Genomic DNA, 25,494 nt, shown 5'->3' on the forward strand with positions numbered 1-25,494 from the left:
GGGCGGCCTCCGGCGCCCGGGTGCGGTCAGGTGCCCGCCGGATGTCCCCGGCGGGCACCTGACGTGCGGGGTGTCGCGGGTCAGCCGGTGATGCGTACGGGCAGTTCCGCCAGGCCGCGCATGATGATGTTGGGGACCCGGGGCGGTGTCTCGGTGACCAGCTCCAGGTCGAGCGCGGTCAGGGCGGACACCGCGGTCTGTGCGGTGAGGCGGGCCAGGGGGGCGCCGACGCAGAAGTGGATGCCCAGGCCGAAGCCCAGGTTGCGGCCGGCCGGGCGGTTCAGCTTCAGCTCGTCGGGATCGTCGTAGACGGCCGGGTCGTGGCTGGCCGCGCCGATCATCAGCATGACCTGTTCGCCCGGCTGGACGGTGTGCCCGGCGATCTCGGCCTCGGCCACGGCGACCCGGGCGATCATCTGCACCGGCGCGTCGAAGCGCAGCATCTCCTCCACCGCGCCGGGCACCTGGTCCGGGTTGGCGCGCAGCCAGTCCCGCTGTTCGGGGCGGCTGAGCAGGGCGAACATGCCGTTGCCGATGAGGTTGACCGTGGTGGCGTACCCGGCCGAGAGCAGCAGCGTGCAGGTGACCTCCAGCTCGTGCGGGGTCAGCTTCTCGCCGTCGTCCTCGACCGCCACCAGCTCGCTGATCAGGTCGGTGCCCGGCTTGGCCCGGCGCTGTTCGGCCAGCTCGCCGATGTACTCGTACAGTTCGGCGCGGGCGCTGTCCCGCTTGGCGATCTCCTCGGGAGCGAGCAGGAAGCTCGGGTCCAGGCCGCGGGCGATGTCGGCGGACAGCTCGTCGAACCGGGCGGCGTGCTCGGCCGGGACGTCCAGCAGCGCGTTCTGCATCCGGCCGGGCAGGGGGTGCGCCACCGCGCGCATCAGGTCGATCGGGCCGTCACCCGCCTCGGCGCGGGCGGCCTCGATCAGTTCGCGCACGACGCGCTCGGCGGTGGCGCGCATCCGGTCCACCTGGCGGGCGGCGAACGCCTTGCCGACCAGGGCACGTATGCGGGTGTGCTCGGGCGGGTCGGCGAAGATGAACGGCCGGACGACCGAACCGTCGGCGTCGGTGCGGAAGTGATCGGCGACCGTGGCGCCGTCGCCCCAGCCGAACCGCTGGTCGCGCAGTACGGCGGAGCAGGCTTCGTGCCCGGTGACCGCCCACAGGCCCAGCGGGGTGCGGGTCACCGGGCCCTTGTCCCGGATCTGGGCGTAGATCGGGTAGGGGTCGGTCAGGAACGCCGGGTCGAAGGGGTTGAAGGGCAGCAGCTGGGTGATGAAATCCGGGTCGAGCATCGGTGCTTCGGTCATGATCACGGTTCCCAACTCCGCGCGGACGGTGGTCGCCGCGCGGGAGCTTGTGTAGTGGTTCGTGGTTCGGGCGCCGGGCGGGGTGTCAGCCCGTGTGGGCCGGGGTGGCCGCGGTGAAGGTCACCGGCAGGTGGTCGAGGCTGTTGGCCACCAGGCTGGGCGTCCAGGTCAGTTCCTTCTCCGGAACCGCCAGCCGGAGGTCGTCGAACCGGTCGAAGAGGGTCCGCAGGGCGATGCGGGCCTTGAGGCGGGCCAGCGGGGCGCCGATGCAGAAGTGCGTGCCGTGGCCGAGCGCCAGGTGCCTGGAGGCGTCGCGGTGGATGTCCAGGTTGTCCGGGTCGCTGAACCGGTCGGCGTCGTGGTTGGCCGCGGCCAGCGAGATCATCACGTGTTCGCCCGCCTTGATCCTCGCGCCGCCCAGCTCCATGTCCTCCGTGGCGAAGCGGTACACGACGGTGAACACCGGGCTGGTCAGCCGCAGCAGTTCCTCGACGGCCGGGCCGAGCAGTTCGGGGTCGTTCTTCAGCTCGGCCAGCTGCCCGGGGTTGCGCAGCAGCGCCAGTACGCCGTTGGTCAGCAGGTTGATGGTGGTCTCCGCGCCGGCGAGCAGCAGCAGCATGACCGTGGAGCGGATCTCCAGGTCGGCGAGGGCGTCACCGTCCTCGTTGGCCAGCACCAGACCGGAGATGAGGTCGTCGCCGGGGTTGGCGCGGCGCTGCGCGGTCAGCTCGGTCAGGTACTGCTCGAACCAGCCGACCGAGGCGATGACCTCCTCGGGGCTGGAGGAGTTGCCCAGGCCGACGAAGATGTAGGTGTTGCGCTCGAACTCCTGGCGGTCGGCCAGCGGCACGCCGAGCATCTCGTACAGCACGGTCGAGATCAGCGGGGCGATGAACGCGTCCTTGAGGTCGGCGGTGCCCGCCTCGGCGACCGCGTCGAGCAGTTCGTCGGTGATCCGCTGGATCCGCTCGCCGAGGTCGGCGACCCGGCGCGGGGTGAACGCCTTGGACACCAGGCCGCGCAGCCGGGTGTGCTCGGGCGGGTCGGCGAGGTTCATGTGCTGGTTGAGGATGGACTTGCTGCCGTCGTAGCTCAGCGAGGGCCACAGCTCGGGCAGCGCGTTGTCGAGGTTCTTGCTCAGTTTGCGGTTGGTCAGCGCGGCGAGCGCGTCCTCGTATCTGGTGACCATCCACACCGGGTTGCCGTCGGGGAGCAGCAGTTGCTCCACCGGGCCGGGCTCGGGCAGTCCGGGCGTCCACGGGCGGGGGCCTGCCGCGGCGTCGGCGTGCGCGGGACAGCCGGTGGCCGCATCACCGTCGGGGTTCGCCATGTCGTGTCCTTTCTTGTGGGGCTCGGCCGTCACCCGGCGGTCGGCGCCGGGGACGACGGGGTGGGGGCCAGTGCGGCAAGCTTCGCGGCGGCCTCGGCGAACCGGTCGGCTCCCCCGGAGGCGGCCACGTAGCCGTCCGGGCGCAGCAGTACGAACCGTTGCGTCCGGCCGTCCAGCGGGAAGTGCGTGACCAGTTCGGGCAGTCGGCCGGCCAGTTCGGCGGCTGCGGTGCCGAGTTGGGTCTCCTGGCCGCCGTAGGTGAGCAGCTGGAAGCGGCCGGCCAGCTCGTCGGAGGGGTTGGGCCGCCATCCGGGGTGGCGGGTGCCGGGCTGGGGGCGGGAGCGGCGCGTGCCGCCGGCCGGGGCGCCGAACAGCACGTCCGGGTAGCGGCTGCGCCAGCCGGCCAGCATCGGCGCGTAGCCGCGGGCCAGCACGCCGGTACTGCTCAGCAGCCGCCAGGTGAGGTCGCGGAGGTGTCGGGCCACCGGCCCGGCCACGGCCTGCCGGGCCATCCGGCCGGTGGCCTTCAGGGTCTGCCCGATCACGGCCCGCCGTTCCGGGTCGTAGCTGTCCAGGACCGACTCGTGGAGCCGGCCGTGCACCACGCCGGCGAGTTTCCAGGCCAGGTTGCGGGTGTCGGGGATGCCGAGGTTGAGGCCCTGTCCGCCGATGGGGCTGTGCACGTGTGCGGCGTCGCCGACGAGGAAGCAGCGGCCGGAGCGCAGCGCGCCGGCCACCCGCTCGTCGCTGGAGAACAGCGTCACGTGGCGTACGTCGGTGAGGCGCAGGCCGCCGGGGCCGCGCTCGTCCAGCAGGGCCTGGGCCTGCTCGGCGGTGGCCTCGGTGCCCTCCGGGACGGCGCCGGAGACCCGGAACGCGCCGCCGGGCATGGGAGCGACGAGCGCGACGCCGGTGTCGGCGAGGAAGTAGTGGATGTCGTCGGTGCTGATCCTCCCTTCGATGGTGCCCTCGGCGAGCAGGAAGGTGGCCGGGAAGCGGGCTCCTGAGAAGTCGATGCCGAGCTGGGCGCGCACCTGGCTGCGCAGCCCGTCGGCGCCGATCACCCAGTCCGCTTCGATGTCGGTGGTGGTGCCGTCGGCGCGGGCCGTGGTGACGGAGACGGTGTGCTCGCCGGGTGCGACCTTGGTGACGCGCGTGCCCCACTCGACGTGTACGCCGCGGTCGGCCAGCGACTGCGCCAGCAGGCGTCCGGTGCGCTCCTGAGGCAGCACCAGCGGGGCGTTGTCGTCGCCCAGCGGTACGCGCACGCTGCCGCCGGAGCCCAGGTGGTAGTGGAGCGCGGCGGGCCGGACGCCGTCCCGGGCGGCCTCGTCGGCCAGGCCGAGTTCGCCGAGCACCTCCAGCACCGGCGGCCACAGCAGGATCGCCCGGGAGCCGGTGTGCGCCTGCTCCGCCGCGTCCACGACGGTGACGTCGACGCCGAGGCGGCGCAGTTGGGCGGCCATGGCCAGGCCGCACGGGCCCGCGCCGACGACCAGAACGGTGGTGTGTCGTGTCATCGCTTCTCCAACCACTCGTGCACCGCCTGAGCCGTTCGGTCGGCGTGCTGTTCGAGGACGGTGAAGTGGTCGCCGGCCACCTCCACCGTGTCGTGCGGGTACGCCCAGGTGGCCGGCGGGCGGTCGAAGCCGGGGAGCGGCTCGGTGGTGCGGGCCACCAGGACCGGCGTCGGGGAGTCGGCGGGCTGCCAGTCGGTGAGCAGCCGCAGGTATCCGCCCATCGCGGTGAGGCGGGCGTCGGTGACCGCGCCGCTGTCGGCCAGCCGGGTGAACATCTGCCCGAACAGGGCGGCGCCGGTCGTGGTCAGTTCGGAGCCGAACACGAAGGTGTCGATGAGCACCAGTCCGGCGGCCGGGCGGCCCAGCTCGGCGAGCCGGGCGGCGACGCCGCCCGCCAGCAGGCCGCCCGAGGAGTAGCCGATCAGCACCACCGGCCGCTCCCCCGCCGCCGCCTGCACCTGGCGGGTGGCGGCCTCGACGGCGGCGGTCCGGTCGGCGGGCAGCGGTTCGCCGTCGAGGTAGCCGGGCAGGGCGATGGCCGAGACCGCGCGCCGATCGCGCAGTCCGGCGGCGAACCGGGCGTACTGGTGCGGGCCCGAGGTGGCCAGCACGGTGGGCAGGCAGACCAGTACAGGGCCCTCCTCGTGCGCGGTCAGCTCCACCGGGTCGGGCAGGGTACCGGCCTCGTCGGCGGAGCCGAAGGCGGGGCGCAGTCCGGCGGCGGCGCCGAGCAGGTCGACGAACTCGCCGGTCTTCCCGGCGTCGGCCGCCTGCTGGTACAGCTCCCCGAACAGGCCGGGCCTGCCGGTGGTGGCGGCGGCCGGGTCGGGGGCGAGTTCGCCCAGCAGGTGCCGGGCCAGCGCCTCGGGGGTGTCGTGCTCGAACAGGGTGGCCGCGGTCAGCCGTACGCCGAGGGCCGCCGACAGCCGGTTGCGCAGCTCCAGCGTGGTCAGCGAGTCGAAGCCGTGTTCCAGGAACCGGCGGGCCGGGTCGATCGCGGAGCCGTCGGGGAAGCCCAGGACGGCCGCGGCCTGCCCGGTGATGGCGGCGAGCAGCGCGCCGGGCCGTTCGGCGGCGGGCAGCGCGGCCAGTCCCCCGGCGTCCAGGCCGGCCGGTCCGTCGGGTGCGCGGTGGCCGTGGCCCGGGGTGAAGTCGGCGATCAGCGGGCGGGGGCCGGTGACGGTGTAGGCGGCCCGGAACCGGGGCCAGTCCACGTCGGCCACCAGCAGGCGGGTGTCCCCGGCGGTGAGGGCGTCACCGAGCGCGGCGAGGGCGCGGTGCTCGTCCAGCACTGCGATGCCGCGGGAGGCGAGCCGTTCCCTGCGGGTGGCCGCCACGCCCGTCGTGTCGTCCGGGTCGGCCCAGGGTGCCCAGGCCACCGACAGGGCGGGCAGCCCGGCGGCGGCGCGGTGTTCGGCCAGCGCGTCCAGGGCGGCCGAGGTCGCCGCGTAGGTCGCCTGGCCGACGCCGCCGAAGGTGCCGGAGACGGAGGAGAACAGCACGAACGCGGTGAGCGGAGTGTCCTTGGTGAGCTCGTGCAGGTGCCGTGCGGCGGTGACGCCGGGGCGCAGCCCGGCCGCGGCGGCGGCGCCGTCGAGGGCGCTCAGCGGTGCCTCGGTGAGCGGCACCGCGGTGTGCACCACCGCGGTGAGCGGCTGCCCGTCGGGCAGCTCGTCCGGCAGCGCGGCCACGGCCTGACGGTCGGTCAGGTCGCAGGCGCGGACGCGTACGTCGCTGCCCAGTTCGCGTATCCCGGCGAGGACGTCCTCGGTCACGGCGCTGCCGGGGTCGACGGTCAGCAGCAGCGCGGGGGCGCCCGCGGCGGCCAGCGAGCGGGCCACGGCCGCGCCCACGGCGGTGTCCGCGCCGGTGACCAGGGTGGTGCCGGTGGGGCGCCAGGCGGCGGCCGTCAGTGAGGTCAGCGGGCTGCGCACCAGGCGGCGGGCGAACAGCCCGGCCGGGCGGACGGCGAGCTGTTCCTCCCCGGTCCGCCCGGACAGCGCCGCGCACCAGCGGGCCAAGACCCGGTCGTCGGGCCGGGCGGGCAGGTCGACGATGCCGCCGGTGAGGCCGGGGTGCTCCAGGGACACGGTCGGGGCGAGGCCCCACAGGGCGGCCCGGTCCGGGTCACCGTCCGGTTCGGCGTCCAGTGCCACCGCTTCCGTGGTGGTGAACCACAGCGGGGCCTGCACGCCGAGGTCGGCCAGGGCACGGACCAGGGTGACGGCGGCCGGCCAGTCCAGCAGCGCGAGCACGCCGTCCGGCCGGGCCCCGGCCAGCGCGGTGCGCAGGGTCTCCGTGGCGGTCGTCTCGGCGGTGACCTCGGCCCTGATCACCCGGGCGCCGTGCCGGGCCAGCGCGTCGGGTTCCGGTCCGGTGTACCCGGGTGGCACGGCGACCAGCCAGTCGCCGGACAGCCGGGCGCTCGCCGGGTCGGACACCGGCCGCCACTCCAGCCGGTAGCGCCAGGAGTTGACGGTGGACTGCTCACGGCGCCGGCGCCGCCAGGCCGACAGGGCCGGAAGGACCGCGGCCAGTGGTTCGACGTCCACGTCCAGGGACTCGGTGAGCCCGGCCAGGTCGGCGTTCTCCACCGCCTCCCAGAAGCCGGACTCCACCGGGTCGGCCGGGGCGGCCTCGGCGGCGGGGTCGGGCTCGGGCCAGTAGTGCTGCCGCTGGAAGGGGTAGGTGGGCAGGTCCACCCACGCGGTGTCCCGTCCGGCGAGGGCGGCGCCGAGGTCGACCGGGGCGCCCTGGGTGTGCGCTTCGGCGACCGAGCGCAGGAACCGGTCCGGGCCGCCCTGGTCGCGGCGCAGCGAACCGACCGCGACGGCGTCCGTCCCGGCGTCCTCGGCGATGTCCTGCACCGCGGTGACCAGCACCGGGTGCGGGCTGACCTCCACGAAGAAGCGCAGGCCTGCGTCGAGCAGGGTGCGTACGGCCGGGTCGAAGGCCACCGGCCGGCGGGCGTTGTCGAACCAGTACTGGGCGCCCAGGGTGCTGGTGTCGGTGAAGGCGCCGGTGACGGTGGAGCAGAACTGCGTGTCGGTGGCGGTGGGCCGTACGTCCGCGAACATCTCCAGCAGGCGGTCGCGCAGCGGGTCGACCTGGTCGCAGTGGGAGGCGACGGTGGAGCCGACCAGCCGGGCGCGCAGCCCGTCGGCGGTGGCTTCGGCGACGAACCGGTCCAGCGCGTCCGACGCGCCGACCACGGTGACCGCGTTGGGGCCGTTGACACCGCCGATGTGCAGGGCGTCCCCCTGGGCGGCCAGCCGGGCGCGGACCTGCTCCTCGGGCGCGGCGACCGACACCACCCCGCCGCGACCGCGCAGTTCGTCGGCGAACAGTTGGCTGCGCAGGACCACGATCTTCATCGCGTCGCGCAGGGACAGCGCCCCCGCGGTGCAGGCGGCGGCGATCTCGCCCTGGCTGCTGCCGACCACCGCGGCCGGGGTCAGGCCGTAGGAGCGCCACAGTTCGGCGAGCGACACCATCACCGCGAACAGCGCCGGTTGCAGAATTTCGATGCGCTCCATGGAGGGGGCGCCGGGTGCGCCGCGCAGGACGTCGACGATGGACCAGTCGACGAAGTCGCGGGCCACGCTGTCGCACTCGGCCATGCGTGCGGCGAAGACCGGGGCGGAGTCGAGGAGTTCGACGGCCATGCCCGGCCACTGGGAGCCCTGACCGGGGAACACGAACACCACCCGGTCGGCCGGGGCGGCGGTGGCGGCGGCCACGGCGTCGTGCGGCCGGCCCTCGGCCAGGGCGCGCAGGCCCTCGGCGGTGCTGTCCGCGTCCGCGGCCACCACCACGGCGCGGTGCTCGAAGGTGGTGCGGGAGCGCAGCAGGGCCGCGGCGAGGTCGGGCAGCGGTGTGCCGCGCCGCACCAGGGGCAGCAGCCGCTCGGCCTGGGCGCGCAGCGCCTCCCGGGTGCGGCCGGACAGTGCCACGGGCACCGGACCGGCCGGGGTGGCGGCCGTGGCGGTGTGGCCGGCGGTGGAAGCGTCCTGGTCCGGCGCGGGCGGGGTGAACTCGTCGGCCTGCTCCAGCAGGACGTGCGCGTTGGTGCCGCTGATGCCGAAGGCGGACACTCCGGCGCGGCGCGGGCGGCCGGTCTCGGGCCACGGCTGCGGCTCGGTCAGCACCGCCACCGCGCCGGAGGAGAAGTCCACCTTGGAGGTGGGCGCGTCCACGTGCAGGGTCTGCGGCAGGTGGTCGCCGCGCAGCGCCATCACCATCTTGATCACGCCGCCGACGCCGGCGGCCGCACCGGAGTGGCCCAGGTTGGACTTCAGGGAGCCCAGCCACAGGGGGCGGTCGGCGGGCCGGTTGCGGCCGTAGGTGGCCAGCAGCGCGTTGGCCTCGATGGGGTCGCCCAGCGCGGTGCCGGTGCCGTGCGCCTCGACCGCGTCGATGTCGGAGGCGGCCAGGCCCGCGTCGGCCAGCGCCGCGCGGATGACGCGTTCCTGGGAGGGCCCGTTGGGGGCGGTCAGCCCGTTGGAGGCGCCGTCCTGGTTGACCGCCGAACCGCGCACCACGGCCAGGACGCGGTGGCCGTTGCGGCGCGCGTCGGACAGCCGCTCCACGACGACCACGCCGGCGCCCTCGGACCAGGCGGTGCCGTCGGCGGCCTCGGCGAACGCCTTGGCGCGGCCGTCGGGGGCCAGGCCGCGCTGCCGGGACAGCTCCACGAACCCGGCCGGGGTGGACAGCACCGACGCCCCGCCGGCCAGCGCCAGCGAGCACTCCCCGCGGGCCAGCGACTGGCAGGCCAGGTGCAGGGCGACCAGCGAGGCCGAGCAGGCGGTGTCCACGGACAGGGCGGGGCCCTCCAGGCCCAGGGTGTAGGAGATCCGCCCGGACAGCACGCTGATCGCGTTGCCGGTCAGCAGGTAGCCCTCCAGGTCGTCGGCGGCCTGCGCGGCGACCATCGCGTAGTCCTGTGCGCCGCTGCCGACGAACACGCCGGTCCGGCTGCCGCGCAGCGACAGCGGGTCGATGCCGGCGCGTTCCAGCGCCTCCCAGGAGGTCTCCAGCAGCAGCCGCTGCTGCGGGTCCATGGCCAGCGCCTCGCGCGGTGAGATGCCGAAGAAGGGGGCGTCGAAGTCCGCGACGTCGTACAGGAACCCGCCCTCCTTGACGTACGTGGTGCCGGGCCGGTCCGGGTCGGGGTCGAAGATGCGGTCCAGGGGCCAGCCGCGGTTGCCGGGGAAGGCCGACATCACGTCGCGGCCGGAGGCGACCACCTCCCACAGGTCCTCGGGCGAGGCGATGCCGCCGGGGTAGCGGCAGGCCATGCCGACGATGGCCATCGGTTCGGCGTCGCGCTGCTCGTACTCGCGCAACCGCTGCTTGGTCTCGTGCAGGTCGACGGTGACCTTGCGCAGATAGTCGCGGAGACGGTCGACGTCACTCATGATCAGCTCAACTCCGAGTCGATGAACCGGAAGATCTCTTCGTCGCTGGCGGTCCCGAGCTGCTCGGTGACCGACTCGCGGTCGCCGTCCGGGCGCGGGGCCAGCCGGCCGACCAGTCCCTGCAGCCGGGCGAGCGCCCGCCGCCGGTCGTCCTCGTCGGACACGTCGGCCAGTACGCCGGCCAGCCGGTCGAGTTCCTCGTCCAGCGTGCCGACGGCCGCCGCGGTGGGTGCCGCCAGCTGCTTGCGCAGGTGCTCGGCGAGTCCGGCGAGGGTGGGGTGGTCGAAGACCGCGGTGGCCGCCAGCCGTACCCCGGTGGCCGCGCCGAGGCGGTTGCGCAGGTTCACCGCGGCCAGCGAGTCGAAGCCCAGCTCGGTGAACGCCCGTTCGGTGGGCAGTGCCTCCGGGTCGTCGTGGCCGAGGACGACGGCGACCTCGCGGCGCACCAGCTCGACGAGTTCGCGCTGCTGCTCGGCCTCGGGCAGCGAGGCGAGCCGTACGGCGGGCCCGGAGGCGTCCGCGGCGGGTTCGGGGGTGCCGGCGGTGAGGCTGTCGCGCACCTCGGGCAGGTCGCCCAGCAGCGGGCTGGGCCGGGCGGCGGTGAACGCGGGCGCGAAGCCGGCCCAGTCCACGTCGGCCACGGTCACCGCGGTGTCGGCGTGCCGCACCGCGTCGGCCAGCGCCGCGAGGGCCCGCTGCGGCGCCAGCGCGAGCACGCCGCGGCGGCGCAGCTGTTCGCGGCGCCGGGCCTCGCTGTCGGCGTCCGCCGCGCCCAGTCCGGCGCCCTCCCACGGGCCCCAGGCGATGGCGGTGGCGGGCAGCCCGCGGGCGTGCCGGTGCCAGGCCAGCGCGTCGAGGTAGGCGTTGGCCGCGGCGAACGCGCCCTGTTCGCTGCCGCCCCAGGTGGCGGCGACGGAGGAGAACAGCACGAAGGCGTCCAGTCCGTCGGTGAGCCGGTGCAGGTTGGCCGCGCCGCGCACCTTGGTGTCGATGGTGGCGGCGACCTCGGCGAGGCCCGCGCCGGCCAGCGGGCCGGAGCGCAGCTCGCCCGCGACGTGCACCACCGCGGTCAGCGGCGTGTCCGGCGGGATCGCGGCGAGCAGTTCGGCGAGCGCGGTCTCGTCGGCCGGGTCGCAGGTGCTGACGGTGACCGGGACGCCCAGGTCGTCCGGTGCCGTGGCGTCCGGGTCGTCGGTGGTCAGCACCAGCGCCCGGGCGCCGTTGCCGGCCAGCCAGCGGGCCACCGGCAGGCCCATCGGGCCGAGGCCGTCGGTGACCAGCACGGTGCCGCTGGGCTGCCACGGCCGGGCCGGGGTGCGTCCGCCGAGCGGGGCGCGTGCCAGCCGCGGCACCAGGAGCCCGGTGTCGCGGACGGCGGCCTGGTCCTCGGTGCCGGCCAGCAGCGAGGGCAGCCGGGCCAGTCCGCGGACCGGGTCCTCGGGCAGGTCGACGATGCCGCCGAACAGCTTCGGGTGTTCCAGGGCGAGGGTGCGGCCCAGGCCCCACAGCATGGCCTGTTCGGGGTGCGGCAGCCGGTCGGCCGGGGTGGCGGCGACCGCCCCGGAGGTGACCAGCCACAGCGCGGTGCCGGCGTCGGCGAGGGCGCGGACCAGGTCCAGGGTGGCGGCCAGCGCGGCGGGCACCGCGGGCTGCTCCGGGTGCGCACCCTCGGCCAGGCCCAGCAGGGAGACCACCCCGGCCGCCCCGCCCGCGTTGGCCGCTGCGGCGTCCGGGCCGAGCACGCGGACGTCGGCCCCGGCGCGGGTGAGCGCGGCGGCGCAGTCCTCGGCCAGCGCGAGCCCTTCGGGGCTGACGACCAGCCAGGTGCCGGTCAGTACCGCGTCGGCCGTGTCGGCCGGCTGCCAGCGCACGGTGTAGCGCCAGGAGTCGGTGGTGGCGGCGGCCTGCCGGGCGGCGCGCCACGCGGTCAGTCCGGGCAGGATCTCGGCGAGCGGTTCGGCCGGTACGTCGAGCAGGCCGGCCAGGGCCTTCGGGTCCGCCGGGTCGGCGCCGTCGACGGCCGCCCAGAACGCGTCGGCCGTCGCGTCGGCGCCGGTGGGCCGCGGGGCGGTCAGCCAGTAGCGCTGCCGCTGGAAGGGGTAGGTGGGCAGGTCGGCCGGGGCGGGCCGGGGGCCGTCGAAGGCGGCGGACAGCCGCACCGGCAGGCCGGCGACCTGTGCCTCGGCGACGGAGAGCAGGAACCGGTCGAGGCCGCCGTCGTCGCGGCGCAGCGAGCCGACGACGGTGACGTCGTCCAGTGTCTGGTCGATGCCGGGCGCCAGCACCGGGTGCGGGCTGACCTCGACGAACCCGCGGTGTCCCTGCTCGGCCAGGGCGCGCACGGCCTGTTCGAAGTGGACGGTCTGCCGCAGGTTGCGGTACCAGTAGCCGGCGTCGAGCGCGGCCGGGTCGGCCCAGTCGGCGGTGACGGTGGAGAACATCGGCACGTTCGCCGCCTGCGGCCGGACGTCGGCGAGGGCTTCGACCAGCTGGGTCTCGATCCGTTCGACGTGCGCGGAGTGCGAGGCGTAGTCCACGGCGATGCGGCGGACCCGCACGCCGCGTTCGGCGCAGTCGTCCAGCAGCCGGTCGAGGGCCGCGGGGTCGCCGGAGACCACGGTGGAGGCGGAGCCGTTGATCGCGGCGACGGTCACCCCGCCGTCGGCGGGCAGCAGTCCGGTCACCTCGTCGGCGGGCAGCGCCACGGACGCCATCCCGCCGTGTCCGGCCAGTTCCCCGGCGATCAGGGCGCTGCGTACGCAGACGACCCGGGCCGCGTCGCGCAGGGACAGGGCCCCCGCCACGCACGCGGCGGCGATCTCGCCCTGCGAGTGACCGACCACCGCGTCCGGCTCCACCCCGAAGGACCGCCACAGCGCCGCCAGCGACACCATCACCGCGAACGACACCGGCTGCACCACATCCACCCGGTCCAGCGACGGCTGACCCGCCTCACCCCGCAGCACACCGAGCAACGACCAGTCCACGAACTCGTCCAGCGCCGCCGCACACTCCCCCATCCGCGCCGCGAACACCGGCGACGACTCCAGCAGCCCCACCGCCATCCCGGCCCACTGCGCACCCTGCCCCGGAAACACGAACACCGTACGGCCGTCGGTCCGGGCGGTGGCGGTGACGACGTGCGGTGCGGTGTCCCCGGCGGCCAGGGCGGTCAGCCCGCCGAGCAGCTGCTCGCGGTCGGCGGCGACCACCACGGCCCGGTGGGTCAGTGCGGCGCGCCCGGTGGCCAGGGCGGCGGCCACCTCGACCAGTCCGGCGTCGGGCTCGTCGGCCAGCCAGGTGCGCAGCCGACCGGCCTGGGCGCGCAGCGCGGCCCCGGTGTTGCCGGACAGCGGCACCGGCACCACCCGCTGGGGCGCCGGCTGCGGCGCCGGGAGCTGCGGGGCCTGTTCGAGGACGACGTGCGCGTTGGTGCCGCTGATGCCGAACGAGGACACCGCGGCCCGGCGCGGCCGGTCGCGTTCCGGCCAGGGCCGCGCCTCGGTGAGCAGCCGCACCCCGCCCGCCGACCAGTCCACGTGCGGGGTCGGTTCGTCGAGGTGCAGGGTGCGCGGCAGCATCCCGTAGCGCATCGCCTGCACCATCTTGATCACTCCGGCGACGCCGGCGGCGGCCTGGGTGTGCCCGATGTTGGACTTGACCGAGCCGAGCAGCAGCGGATCGTCCTCGCGGCCCGGGCCGTACGTCGCCAGCAGCGCCTGCGCCTCGATCGGGTCGCCGAGCGCGGTGCCGGTGCCGTGCGCCTCCACCGCGTCGATGTCCGAGGGGGACAGGCGGGCGGCGGCCAGCGCGGTGCGGATGACCCGCTCCTGGGAGGGGCCGTTGGGCGCGGTGAGGCCGTTGGACGCGCCGTCCTGGTTGACCGCGGAACCCCGCAGCACGGCGAGGACCCGGTGGCCGTTGCGCCGCGCGTCGGAGAGCCGCTCCACGACCAGCAGGCCGACGCCCTCGGACCAGACGGTGCCGTCCGCGTCCGCGGAGAACGCCTTCACGCGGCCGTCGGCGGCCAGGCCGCGCTGCCGGGAGAACTCGATGAAGGTGCCCGGGGTGGACATCACGGTCGCGCCGCCGGCCAGCGCCATGGAGCATTCGCCCGCGCGCAGCGCCTGGGCGGCCAGGTGCAGCGTGACCAGGGAGGACGAGCAGGCGGTGTCCACGGTGACGGCCGGGCCCTGCAGGCCGAAGGTGTAGGCGATCCGGCCGGAGGCGACGCTGCCCGCGGTGCCGGCGCCCAGGTAGCCCTCCACGTCCTGCGGTGTGCTGGGCAGCCGGGTGGCGTAGTCGTGGTACATGACGCCGACGAACACGCCGGTGTCGGTGTCCCGCAGGGACAGCGGGTCGATGCCGGTGTGTTCCAGTGCCTCCCAGGAGGTCTCCAGCAGCAGCCGCTGCTGCGGGTCCATGGCCAGCGCCTCACGGGGTGAGATGCCGAACAGTGCGGCGTCGAACTCGGCCGCGTCGTGCAGGAATCCGCCCGCGGTGAGGTAGGTGTGGCCGGCCCGGTCGGGGTCGGGGTCGTAGAGCCGTTCGGTGTCCCAGCCGCGGTCCGTCGGGAACGCCGAGATGGCGTCGGTCTCCCCGGTCACCAGCCGCCACAGGTCCTCGGGTGAGCGCACTCCGCCCGGGTAGCGGCAGGCCATGCCGACGATGGCTATCGGTTCGTCGGCGGGTCCGGTGCGGCGGGTTTCGGCGCGCGCCGGGGCGGTCGCGGCGGTGAGCCTGCCGAGCAGGTACTCGGCGGTGGCCGCGATGCTCGGGTGGTCGAAGGCCAGCGTGGCGGGCAGGGTCAGTCCGGTGCCCGCCGCGAGCCGGTTGCGCAGTTCCACCGAGGTCAGCGAGTCGAAGCCGAGGTCGGTGAAGGCGCGCCGGTCGCCCAGTTCGGCGGGGTTGTCGTGGCCGAGGGTGGCGGCGACCGCGGTGCGTACGGTGTCGAGGACGAGCCTGCGGCGGGCGGCCTCGTCGAGCCCGGCGAACGCGGCTTCCAGCGCGCCCGTGCCCGATGCGCGGCGGGTCGGGACACGGACCAGGCCGCGCAGCACCGGGGCCGGTGGCACGGTCCTGGCCTGTTCGCGCAGCGCGGCCAGGTTCAGGCGGGCCGGTACGGCCAGTGCGGCCTCGCCCTGGACGGCGGCGTCGAACAGCCGCATTCCGTCGGACGGTTCGAGGGGCACCACACCGAGGCGTTCGATGCGCTGCCGGGCGGTGCCGTCGGCGGCGTCGCCCATGCCGTCGACGCCGGTCCACAGGCCCCAGGCGAGCGACACGGCGGGCTGTCCGGCCGCGCGGCGGCGGGCGGCCAGGCCGTCCAGTACGGCGTTGGCGGCGGCGTAGTTGCTCTGCCCGGGGCTGCCCAGGATGGCGGCAGCGGAGGAGAACAGCACGAACGCGGCGAGGTCGTGCCCGCGGGTCAGCTCGTCCAGGTGCAGCGCGGCGTCCACCTTGGGCCGGAAGACCCGGTCGACGCGCTCAGGGGTCTGCGCGGCGAGCATGCCGTCGTCCAGGACGCCGGCGGCGTGCACCACGGCGGTCAGGGGATGCTCGCCGGGGACGCGGGCCAGCAGCGCGGCCAGCGCGTCGCGGTCGGCGACGTCGCAGGCGGCCACCTCGGCGGTGGCGCCGAGCGCGGCGAGGTCGGCGACGAGTTCGGCGGCGCCCGGGGTGTCCGGGCCGCGGCGCCCGGCGAGCAGCAGGTGCCGTACGCCGTGTTCGGCGGCCAGGTGCCGGGCCAGCACCGAGCCGAGCGCCCCGGCGCCACCGGTGATGAGCACGGTCCCCTCGGGGTCCCAGGCGGCGGGTTCCCCGGCGGTGCCGCGGACGAGCCGCGGTACGAGGACCGCGCCGTCGCGGACGGCGAGCTGCGGTTCGCCGGTGGCGAGGGCCGCGGAGTCGGGCACGCTGCCGTCGCTGTCCAGCAGCACGATCCGACCCGGGTTCTCCGACTGGGCGGAGCGGGCCAGGCCCCAGGCGGCGCAGGCACCGAGGTCGGTGCCGTCGGTGGCGCCGCGGGTGCGCAGCACCAGCGTGCAGTCGGCGAACCGCTCCTCGGCCAGGAACGCGCGCAGCAGGGCGAGCACCCGGTGGGCGGCGGTCGCGATCCCGGCCGGGTCGTCGGCGGCGGCGGGCAGGGCGGCCAGCAGCCACGCGCCGGGGTCGGTCACCGCGGCGAGGTCGAGGTCGGCGCCGAGTCCGGTGGGGGCGGGCCCTTCCTCGGCGGGGGTGCGCAGCGGTGTCCAGTCCACGGCGTACAGCGCGTCGGTCACGGCGTCCGCGGTGCCCGGGCCGGTGGGGAGCGGGCGCAGCGCCAGGCCGTCCGCGGTGAGGACCGCGGCGCCGTGACTGTCGAACGCGGCGATCGTGACGCCGTCGCCGGACGGGGTCAGCCGCACCCGGAGGCGGCCGGCGCCGCGCTGCCAGACGGTCACGCCGGTCCAGGCGAACGGTACGGCGGCGGTGCTCGTGCCGGGGTCGGTGGCCAGCGCGTGCAGCGCGGCGTCCAGGAGCGCCGGGTGCACCGCGAAGCCGTCCGGTTCGGCCGGGGCGGGCAGTTCCACCTCGGCGAACACCTCGGTGCCGGAGGCGGTGTCGCGCCGCCGGACCGTGCGCAGCCCGCGGAACACCGGCCCGTAGGCCAGGCCCCGGTCGGCGAGCAGCTCGTACAGCTCGTCCGGGCCGGTCCCGGCCGCCTCGGCCGGGGGCCACTCCCCCTGGACCGGCGGTGCGCCGGCCGGTGGTTCGACGGTGCCGACGGCGTGCCGCGTCCAGGGTTCCTCGGTGGAGCCGTCCTCGGGCCGGGAGTAGAGGGTCACCGTGCGGCGGCCCTGTTCGTCGGGCGTGCCGAGCACCAGCTGGAGCGCGGCGTTGCTCCGTTCGGTCAGCACCAGGGGCGCGTCCAGGGTCAGTTCGGCGATCCGGCCGCAGCCCAGTTCGTCCCCGGCGCGGGCGACGAGTTCGACGTAGGCGGTGCCGGGCAGCACGATGCGGCCGTTGACCACGTGGTCGGCCAGCCAGGGCTGGGTGGCCGGGGACAGGTGTCCGGTGAACAGCACCCCGGCGCCGTCGGCGAGTTCGACGGCGGCTCCGAGCAGGGGGTGCCCGATGCGGCCGGGGCCCGCCGTGCCGGCGGTGGCGCTCTCGCCGGTCATCCAGAACCGGCGGTGCTGGAACGGGTAGGTGGGCAGTTCCACCGGCGCGGGTGCGCGGTCCTCGGTGACCGCGTGCCAGTCCGGGGAGATGCCGTGGACGTGCAGCCGGGCCAGGGTGTCCAGCAGGGCCGGGATCTCCTCCCGGCCGTCGCGCAGGGTGGGCAGCACGACCCGTTCGGCGGCGGGCTCGGTGCCGGGTTCCGTCGCGGGCAGGCAGTCGCGGGCCATCGCGGTCAGGGCCGCGGCCGGGCCGATCTCGACGAGCGCGGTGGCCCCGGCCTCGGCCAGGGCGCGCACGGCGGGCAGGAACCGCACGCTGTCGCGGACGTTGGCGACCCAGTGCTCCGGGTCGGTGATCTCCGCCTCCGTCAGCGGCGCCCCGGTCACCGTCGACACGATGGGCAGCCGCGGCGTGCTGAACGGGACGGCGGTGACGGCTTCCCGGTACTCGTCCAGGATGCCGTCCACGTGCGGGGAGTGCGGGGCCATGGTGACCCGCAGCTGCCGGGTGCGGCGGCCCCGTTCGCGCCAGTGGGCGCCGATCTCGGCGACGGCGTCGGCGTCGCCGGACACCACCACCGAGTCGGGTCCGTTGACCGCGGCCAGCCGTACCTGCCCGGCGCGTTCGGCGAGCATCGGGGCGAGTTCGGCCTCGGTGGCCTGGAGGGCGACCATGGCGCCGCCGGCGGTGGCCCGGGCCATGAGTCTGCCGCGTGCGGTGACCAGCGCGGCGGCGTCGGGCAGGGTCAGCGCCCCGGCGATGTGGGCGGCGACGATCTCGCCGACCGAGTGGCCGGCCACCAGGTCCGGTCGCACGCCCCAGCTCTCCATGAGCCGGACCAGGGCGACCTCGACGGCGAACAGCGCGGCCTGGGTGAAGTCGGTGCGGTCGAGCAGCTCGGCCTCGGGGCTGCCCTCGGCGGCGAACAGCACGTCGCGCAGCGGCCGGGGCAGGTGCCGGTCGAGTTCGGCGCACACCGCGTCGAACGCCGCGGCGTAGGCGGGGAACTCGGCGGCCAGTCGGCGTCCGGCGCCGAGGCGCTGGGAGCCCTGGCCGGGGAACAGGAAGGCGAGTTTCCCCGCGTCGGGGGCGAGGCCGGTCACCACGTCGGCGTCCGGGGTGCCTTCGGCGAGGGCGGCGAGGCCGGTGCGCGGGTCGGCCAGGACGGCGGCCCGGTGCGGGTGGGCGGCGCGGGTGGTCAGCAGCGCGTGCGCCACCGCGGCCGGTTCGGCGTCCGGGTGCTCGCCGAGGTGGGCCAGCAGCCGGGCGGCCTGGTCGCGCAGCGCCGGTTCCGTCCGTGCGCTGACCACGAACGGCAGCGGCAGGGCCGGGCGGGCGGGGGCGGTGACCGGGTGCTCGGCCGGGGCCTGTTCGATGACGATGTGCGCGTTGGTGCCGCTCACGCCGAACGAGGACACCGCGGCGCGGCGTGGCCTGCCGGTCTCCGGCCAGGGGCGCTGTTCGGTCAGCAGGGACACCGCCCCGGAGGCCCAGTCGACGTGCGGGCTGGGTTCGCCGGCGTGCAGCGTGGCGGGCAGCAGCCCGGCTCGGACGGCCAGCACCATCTTGATGATCCCGGCGACGCCGGAGGCGGCCTGGGTGTGCCCGATGTTGGACTTGACGGAACCGAGCCACAGCGGCTCGCCGTCCCGGTCGCGGCCGTAGGTGGCGAGCAGGGCCTGGGCCTCGATGGGGTCGCCGAGGGTCGTGCCGGTGCCGTGCGCCTCGACCGCGTCGACGTCCTGGGGGGACAGTCCGGCGGCGGCCAGCGCGGCGCGGATCACCCGCTGCTGGGAGGGCCCGTTGGGCGCGGTGAGCCCGTTGGAGGCGCCGTCGGAGTTGACCGCGGAGCCGCGCACCACGGCCAGGACCGGGTGCCCGTTCGCCCGCGCGTCGGACAGCCGCTCCACCAGCAGCATGCCGGCGCCCTCCGACCAGGAGGTGCCGTCGGCGTCGGCGGAGAACGACTTGCACCGGCCGTCGGGGGCGAGTCCGCGCTGTCGGGAGAACTCCACGAACAGGCCGGGCGTGGCCATCACGGTGGCGCCGCCCGCGAGCGCCAGGTCGCACTCGCCGCGGCGCAGCGCCTGGGCGGCCAGGTGCAGCGCCACCAGCGAGGACGAGCAGGCGGTGTCCACGGTCAGCGCGGGCCCTTCCAGGCCGAACGTGTAGGCGAGTCGGCCGGAGGCGACGCTGGCCGCGCTGCCGGTGAGCCGGTAGCCCTCCACGCCCTCGGCTGCGTGGTGCAGCATCGGCCCGTAGTCCTGGCGCATCACGCCGACGAACACGCCGGTCCGGCTGCCGCGCACCGACGCCGGGTCGATGCCGGCGCGTTCGAAGGTCTCCCAGGAGGTCTCCAGCAGCAGCCGCTGCTGCGGGTCGGTGGCCAGCGCCTCGCGCGGGTTGATGCCGAAGAACTCGGCGTCGAAGTCGGCGGCGGTGCGCAGGAATCCGCCGTGCCGGGTGTACGACGTGCCCGGCCGGTCGGGGTCGCTGTCGAACAGCGTGGCCAGGTCCCAGCCGCGGTCGGCGGGGAACTCGGTGATGCCGTCGCCGCCGTCGAGCAGGAACTCCCACAGTTGTTCCGGGGAGCGGATGTCGGACGGGAAACGGCAGGCCATGCCGACGATGGCGAGGGGCTCGTCGGTGGAGGCGCCGCCGGCCGCCGGGGGCAGGGCGGCCGGGGCGGACTCCCCGGACCGGTCCTGCCGCAGGTACGCGGCCAGCGCGGCGGGGGTCGGGTAGTCGAACACCAGGGTGGCGGGCAGGGCGGTGCCGGTGGCCGCGGTGAGCCGGTTGCGCAGTTCCACCGCGGACAGCGAGTCCACGCCCAGCGCGCGGAACTCGGCCCGCGCGTCGATGGCGTCGGTGTCGGCGTGCCCCAGCACGGCGGCCGTCTCGGCGCACACCAGTGCCAGCAGTTCCTCGGCGGTGAGTTCGGCCGGCGGGGTGGCCGTGCCGGCCGCGGTGGCCTTGGCGGCCCGGCGCTGGGGGGTGCGGGCCAGGCCGCGCAGCAGCGGCGGCAGCAGCGCGGGGTCGGCGGTGCGCACCCGGACCTTGGCGGGCAGCAGTACGGGGTCGTCCACGGCCAGCGCCGTGTCGAACAGGGCGAGCGCCTCGTCGGCGGACAGCGCCTGGATGCCGGCGCGGGCCATTCGGGCCAGGTCGGAGGAGGACAGTTCGCCGGTGATGCCGCTGGGCGGGGCCCACAGGCCCCAGGCCAGCGACTGGGCGGGCAGTCCGGCGGCGCGCCTGCGGGCTGCCAGCGCGTCCAGGCAGGCGTTGGCGGCGGCGTAGTTGGCCTGGCCGGGGCTGCCGAGGGTGCCGGTGGCCGAGGAGAACAGCACGAACGCGGCCGGGTCGTGCCCGCGGGTCAGCTCGTCCAGGTGCAGCGCGGCGGCCACCTTGGGCCGCAGCACCGCGGTCAGACGCTGCGGGGTCAGGTCGGTGAACAGCCCGTCGTCGGCGATTCCGGCCGCGTGCACCACGGCGGTGAGCGCGTGTTCCGCGGGGATGCCGTCCAGCAGGGCGGCCAGGGCGTCCCGGTCGGCGGCGTCGCAGGCCGCCACGCGCACGTCGGCGCCGAGCTCGGTGAGTTCGGCGGCGAGTTCGGGGGCGCTGCCGCGGCGGCTGGTGAGCAGCAGGTGCCGGATGCCGTGCTCCCGCACCAGGTGCCGGGCGACGAGTCCGCCGAGGGTGCCGGTGCCGCCGGTGATGAGGACGGTTCCGTCGGGGTCGAGCCGGCGGGGCAGGGTGAGCACGAGTTTGCCGGTGTGCCGGGCCTGGCTGAGGAACCGGAACGCGTCCGTGGCGCGGGCGATCGGCCACACCGAGGGCCGGGGCGCGCTCAGCGCGCCCGTGGCGAACAGGTCCAGCACCACGGTCAGCAGCCGCTGCATCTCGTGCGGTGGCAGTTCCATCAGGTCGAACGGCCGGTAGTCGGCCCCGGGGAAGTCGGCGGGGTCGCGCAGATCGGTCTTGCCCATTTCCAGGAACCGGCCGCCGGGGCGCAGCAGCCGGGCCGAGGCGTCGATGAACTCACCGGACAGCGCGTTGAGGACGACGTCGACCTGCGGGAACGCCGTGGCGAAGCCGGTGTCGCGGGAGGAGGCGATGTGCGCGTCGTCCAGGCCGAGGTCGCGCAGTACGTGCCATTTCTCGGGGCTGGCGGTGCCGTAGACCTCGGCGCCGAGGTGCCGGGCCAGTTGCACGGCGGCCATGCCGACGCCGCCGGCCGCGGAGTGGATGAGCACCGACTCGCCGGCCCGCAGTCCGGCGATCTCGACCAGGCCGAGGTGGGCGGTGAGGTGGGCGATCGGCACGGCGGCGGCCTGCTCGAACGTCCAGCCGTCCGGGATGGGCGCGACGGCGGCCCGCTCGGCCACCGCGACCGGCGCGAACGCGTCACCGAACAGGCCGGTGACCGGGGTGCCCGGGGCGAGGTCGGTGACGTCGGCGGCCACCTCGGTGACCACCCCGGCGCCTTCGCCGCCGAGGGCCACGTCACCGGGGTACATGCCGAGGGCGATCAGGACGTCCCGGAAGTTCAGTCCGGCGGCGCGTACCGCGATGCGCACCTGGCCCGGTGCCAGGGGAGCCGCCGCGGCCGGGGCGGGCACCAGCGTGAGGTTGTCCAGGGTGCCCGGGCGGGTGACGGTCAGCCGCCAGTGCGGGTCCGCGGGCGGCACCAGCTCGGGCTTGACGAGCCTGGGGGTGAGCAGCGCGCCGCCGCGCAGCGCCACTTCGGGATGCCCCGCCGCCGTCGCGGCAGGCAGTGCGCCGCGGGATACGGCGGTGTCGTCGACGTCGGCCAGCACGATCCGGCCGGGCTGCTCGGCCTGCGCGGCGCGCAGCAGCCCCCACACCGCCGCGCCGCCCGGATCGGCCGGACGGTCGGAGGGCATGGTGGTGACCGCGCCGGTGGTGACCACCAGCAGCCGGGCGGGCGCGGCGGTGGCGGCCAGCCAGTCCTGCACCTGCCGCAGAACGGCGCAGGTGACCTGCTCGGCGGGGTGCCCGGCCGGCACGGCCAGCACGGTGACCTCGGCGGAGGCGTCCCCGGTCAGCTCGACTCCCGCGGCGCGCAGGTCGGCTGCGAGGGTCTCGGGCAGCGCGTCGCGGACCGCCCAGGGGCCGGTGGCCGGCTCGGCGGGGGCCGGGGCGAGGTCCCAGTCCAGCCGGAACAGCGAGTCGCGGGGCGCCCGGGAGGCGGACTGGCCGGTGGTGGCGCGCAGCGTGAGGGAGGCGACGGAGGCGACCGGCGCTCCCGTGGCGTCGAACAGGTCCAGCGCCACGGTGCCCTCGCCCGCCGGGGTGAGCCGGACGCGTGCGACCGATGCCCCGGCGGCGTGCAGCCGAATTCCGGACCAGGAGAACGGCAGTCGCGCGGTGCCGGTGTCGTCGGTGAGCGCGAGCGCGTGCAGAGCGGCGTCCAGCAGCGCGGGGTGCAGGCCGAACTCGCCGGCCCGGGTGCGCTGCTCGTCGGGCAGGGCGACCTCGGCGAGGACGTCCGCGCCGCGCCGCCAGGCCGCGCGCAGCCCCCGGAACGCCGGGCCGTAGTCCAGCCCGCGCGCCGCGAGGTCGGCGTGGACGGTGTCCACGGCCAGCGGGGTGGCGTCCCGCGGTGGCCAGATCTCTTCGACGGCGACGGGGTCGTCCGTGCCGGTGGCGAGGGTGCCGGTGGCGTGCAGCGTCCACGGCTCGTCCTCGGACGCGTCCTCGGGCAGCGAGTGGATGTCCACGGCGCGGCGGCCGGACTCCTGGGCCTCCCGGACGGTCAGTTGCAGCCGGACCGCCCCGGTGTCGGTGAGCACCAGCGGCGCCTGCAGGACGAGTTCCTCGACCCGGTCGCATCCGACCCGGTCGGCGGCCTGCACGGCCAGTTCCACGAACGCCGCGCCGGGCAGCACGACGGCACCGGAGACACGGTGGTCGGCCAGCCAGGGCTGGGACGCCACGGACAGCCGGCCGGTCAGCAGGTAGGCGTCGGACCCCGCCAGCGCGGTGGCCGCACCGAGCAGCGGGTTGCCCGCCGGGAGCAGCCCGACGGCGCCGAGGTTGCGGCCGGGCGCCGCTTCCAGCCAGTAGCGGCGGCGCTGGAAGGCGTAGGTGGGCAGCTCGATGCGGGCGGCGTCGGGCAGGTACGCCGCCCAGTCGACCGTGCCGCCGTGCACCTGGAACCGCGCAAGACCCTTGGCCAGGGAACGGACTTCGGGCTGGTCCCGGCGCAGGAGCGGGACGAACGCGGCGGTGGCGTCCTCGGGCAGACAGTCGGGTCCGGCGGCGCTCAGCGCGGTGTCCGGGCCCACCTCCACGAAGACTCCGACGCCCTGTTCGTGCAGGTGGGCCACAGCGTCGGCGAAACGTACGGTCTCCCGCACGTTGCGCACCCAGTAGTCGGCGGTGGTGGGCCGCGCGGCGACCTCCACCGTGGACACGAACGGCAGGGTCGGCTCGGCGAACCGCAACCCGGCCACCACTTCACGGAACCGCTCCAACACCGGTTCCACCAACGGCGAATGGAACGCATGGCTCACCCGCAACCGGGTGCTGCGCCACCCACGCCCCGCCGCCTGCTCCGCAACAGCCTCCACCGCCGACTCCGCACCGGAGACCACCACCGACCGCGCCCCGTTCACAGCCGCGATCCCGACCTCCCCCGACAGGACTTCGGCAACCTCCGCCTCGGAGGCGTTCACCGCGAGCATCGCCCCACCCGCAGGCAACTCCTGCATCAACCCGGCCCGCGCACACACCAACGCCACCGCATCGTCCAGCGACAGCACCCCCGCCACATGCGCGGCAGCCACCTCACCGACCGAGTGCCCGGCCACGAAGTCCGGCCTTACACCGAACGACTCCAGCAACCGGAACAGCGCCACCTCCAACGCGAACAGACCACACTGCGCGAACAACGTCTGGTTCAGCTGCTCACCACCGTGAAGAACCACCTCGCGCACCGGGTGGCCGACGGTGGATTCCAGGCGGGTGCATATGTCGTCGAAAGCCGCGCCGAACACGGGGTAGCGCTCGATGAGTTCCCGGCCCATGCCGGACCACTGGGAACCCTGACCGGAGAACAGGAAGCCGGTGCCGCCACCGCGACCGGCGACGCCGCTGATCGTCCCGGTGGCGCCCTCCGCCAGCGCCTCCAGTCCGGCGAGCAACTCCTCGCGGTCGGCTGCCACGACCGCGCCCCGGTGCTCCAGGGCCGCGCGGGACAACGCCGCCGCACGCGCCACCTCGGCCACCGCGACGCCCGGTTCGGCCAGCAGATGCTCCCGCAGCCGCGCGGCCTGCCCCCTCAGCGCCTCGGCACTACGGCCGGACACCACCACCGGCACCGGCAACTCCCCCGGCACAGCAGGTACGTCGGCGGGCTCGACCGCGGGCGGCTGCTCGATCACGACGTGGGCATTGGTGCCGCTCACCCCGAACGCCGACACGGCAGCACGCCGGACGCCGGTTTCCGGCCAGTCGACCGCTTCGGTGAGCAGTGTCAGCGGGCCACCGGCCCAGTCGACGTGCTCGGTCGGGGTGTCCACGTGCAGGGTGGGGGGCAGCATCCCGTGCCGCATCGCCTGGACGACCTTGATCACGCCCGCGACGCCCGCGGCGGCCTGGGTGTGGCCGATGTTGGACTTCACCGACCCCAGCCACAGCGGCCGGTCACGGTCGGCGCCGTAGGTGGCCAGCAGGGCCTGTGCCTCCACGGGGTCGCCCAGGGAGGTGCCGGTGCCGTGCGCCTCCACCACGTCGACGTCCCGCGGGGACAGTGCCGCGTTGGCGAGCGCCTCGAGGATGACACGGCGCTGCGCCTGGCCGTTGGGCGCGGTCAGGCCGTTCGAGGCGCCGTCCTGGTTGACCGCGGAGCCGCGGATGACGGCGAGCACCGGGTGGCCGTTGCGCCGCGCGTCGGACAGCCGCTCCAGCAGCAGCATGCCGACGCCCTCGGACCAGCCGGTGCCGTCGGCCGCGGCGGAGAACGCCTTGCAGCGGCCGTCGGCGGCCAGCCCGCCGAGCCGGTCGAACTCCACGTAGGTGCCGGGGGTGGCCATGACGGTGACGCCACCGGCCAGCGCCATCGACGTCTCGCCGGAGCGCAGGGACTGCACCGCCAGGTGCAGGCTGACCAGCGAGGAGGAGCAGGCGGTGTCGACGGTGACGGCGGGTCCTTCGAAGCCGAAGGTGTAGGCGACCCGGCCGGTGGCGATGCTGGCGGCGTTACCGTTGCCGATGAAGCCTTCCAGCTCCTCGGGCACGCTGTCCATCAGCGTCGCGTAGTCGTGGTACATCACCCCGGCGAACACGCCCGTGCGGCTGCCGCGCAGGGTGAGCGGGTCGATCCCGGCGCGTTCGAACGCCTCCCAGGACGTCTCCAGCAGCAGCCGCTGCTGCGGGTCCATGGCCAGCGCCTCGCGCGGGGAGATACCGAAGAAGCCGGGGTCGAAGTCGGCGGCGTCGGCGATGAAGCCGCCGAGCCCGACCGGCAGTCCGGCCAGGTCCCAGCCGCGGTCGGTGGGGAATCCGGAGATCCCGTCCCGTCCGGCCGCCAGCATGTCCCACAACTGTTCGGGTGTGCTGACCCCGCCGGGGTAGCGGCAGGCCATGCCGACGATCGCGACAGGCTCCCGCTGTGCCTGCTCGATCTCCGCGAGCCTGCGCTGCGCGTTCTGCGCCTCGGCCAGTGCGCGCCGGAGATAGTCCCGGAGCTTGTCCTCGTTTGCCACGCGGATTCCTTCCCTGCC

Annotated in this window: 5 protein-coding genes; all 5 read right to left on the bottom strand. The window is 75.6% G+C overall.

The features are described 5' to 3' along the window. Positions 1 to 80: 80 nt before the first annotated feature. Positions 81 to 1,313, bottom strand: coding sequence for a cytochrome P450 (locus AB0M97_RS16535; RefSeq protein WP_365961562.1), 1,233 nt, complete (start codon positions 1,311 to 1,313; stop codon positions 81 to 83). 85 nt (positions 1,314 to 1,398) lie between these two features. Further along, a complete protein-coding gene (locus AB0M97_RS16540; protein ID WP_365961563.1) occupies positions 1,399 to 2,643 on the bottom strand; it encodes a cytochrome P450 in 1,245 nt (414 codons plus the stop codon). A 29-nt stretch (positions 2,644 to 2,672) separates the two neighbouring features. Then, on the bottom strand, positions 2,673 to 4,163 hold the full coding sequence (locus AB0M97_RS16545) for an FAD-dependent monooxygenase (protein WP_365961564.1): 1,491 nt from the start codon (positions 4,161 to 4,163) through the stop codon (positions 2,673 to 2,675). Further along, positions 4,160 to 9,583 carry a type I polyketide synthase gene (locus AB0M97_RS16550; RefSeq protein ID WP_365961565.1) on the bottom strand — a complete coding sequence of 1,808 codons (5,424 nt, stop codon included), beginning with the start codon at positions 9,581 to 9,583 and terminating at the stop codon, positions 4,160 to 4,162. Before AB0M97_RS16550 ends, AB0M97_RS16545 begins: the two co-directional genes overlap by 4 nt. Positions 9,584 to 9,585: 2 nt before the next feature. Further along, positions 9,586 to 25,476: a type I polyketide synthase gene (locus tag AB0M97_RS16555; RefSeq protein WP_365961566.1), complete on the bottom strand. Its 15,891-nt coding sequence runs from the start codon at positions 25,474 to 25,476 to the stop codon at positions 9,586 to 9,588. Positions 25,477 to 25,494: the final 18 nt, after the last annotated feature.

This window comes from Streptomyces sp. NPDC051207 (assembly GCF_040682395.1).
In the GTDB taxonomy this organism is placed as follows: Bacteria; Actinomycetota; Actinomycetes; order Streptomycetales; family Streptomycetaceae; genus Streptomyces.

Excerpts from the sequence above, each read along its gene's own strand:
- AB0M97_RS16550 (WP_365961565.1), bottom strand. The coding sequence starts at position 9,583 with ATGAGTGACGTCGACCGTCTCCGCGACTATCTGCGCAAGGTCACCGTC.
- AB0M97_RS16540 (WP_365961563.1), bottom strand. The coding sequence starts at position 2,643 with ATGGCGAACCCCGACGGTGATGCGGCCACCGGCTGTCCCGCGCACGCC.
- AB0M97_RS16545 (WP_365961564.1), bottom strand. The coding sequence starts at position 4,163 with ATGACACGACACACCACCGTTCTGGTCGTCGGCGCGGGCCCGTGCGGC.
- AB0M97_RS16535 (WP_365961562.1), bottom strand. The coding sequence starts at position 1,313 with ATGACCGAAGCACCGATGCTCGACCCGGATTTCATCACCCAGCTGCTG.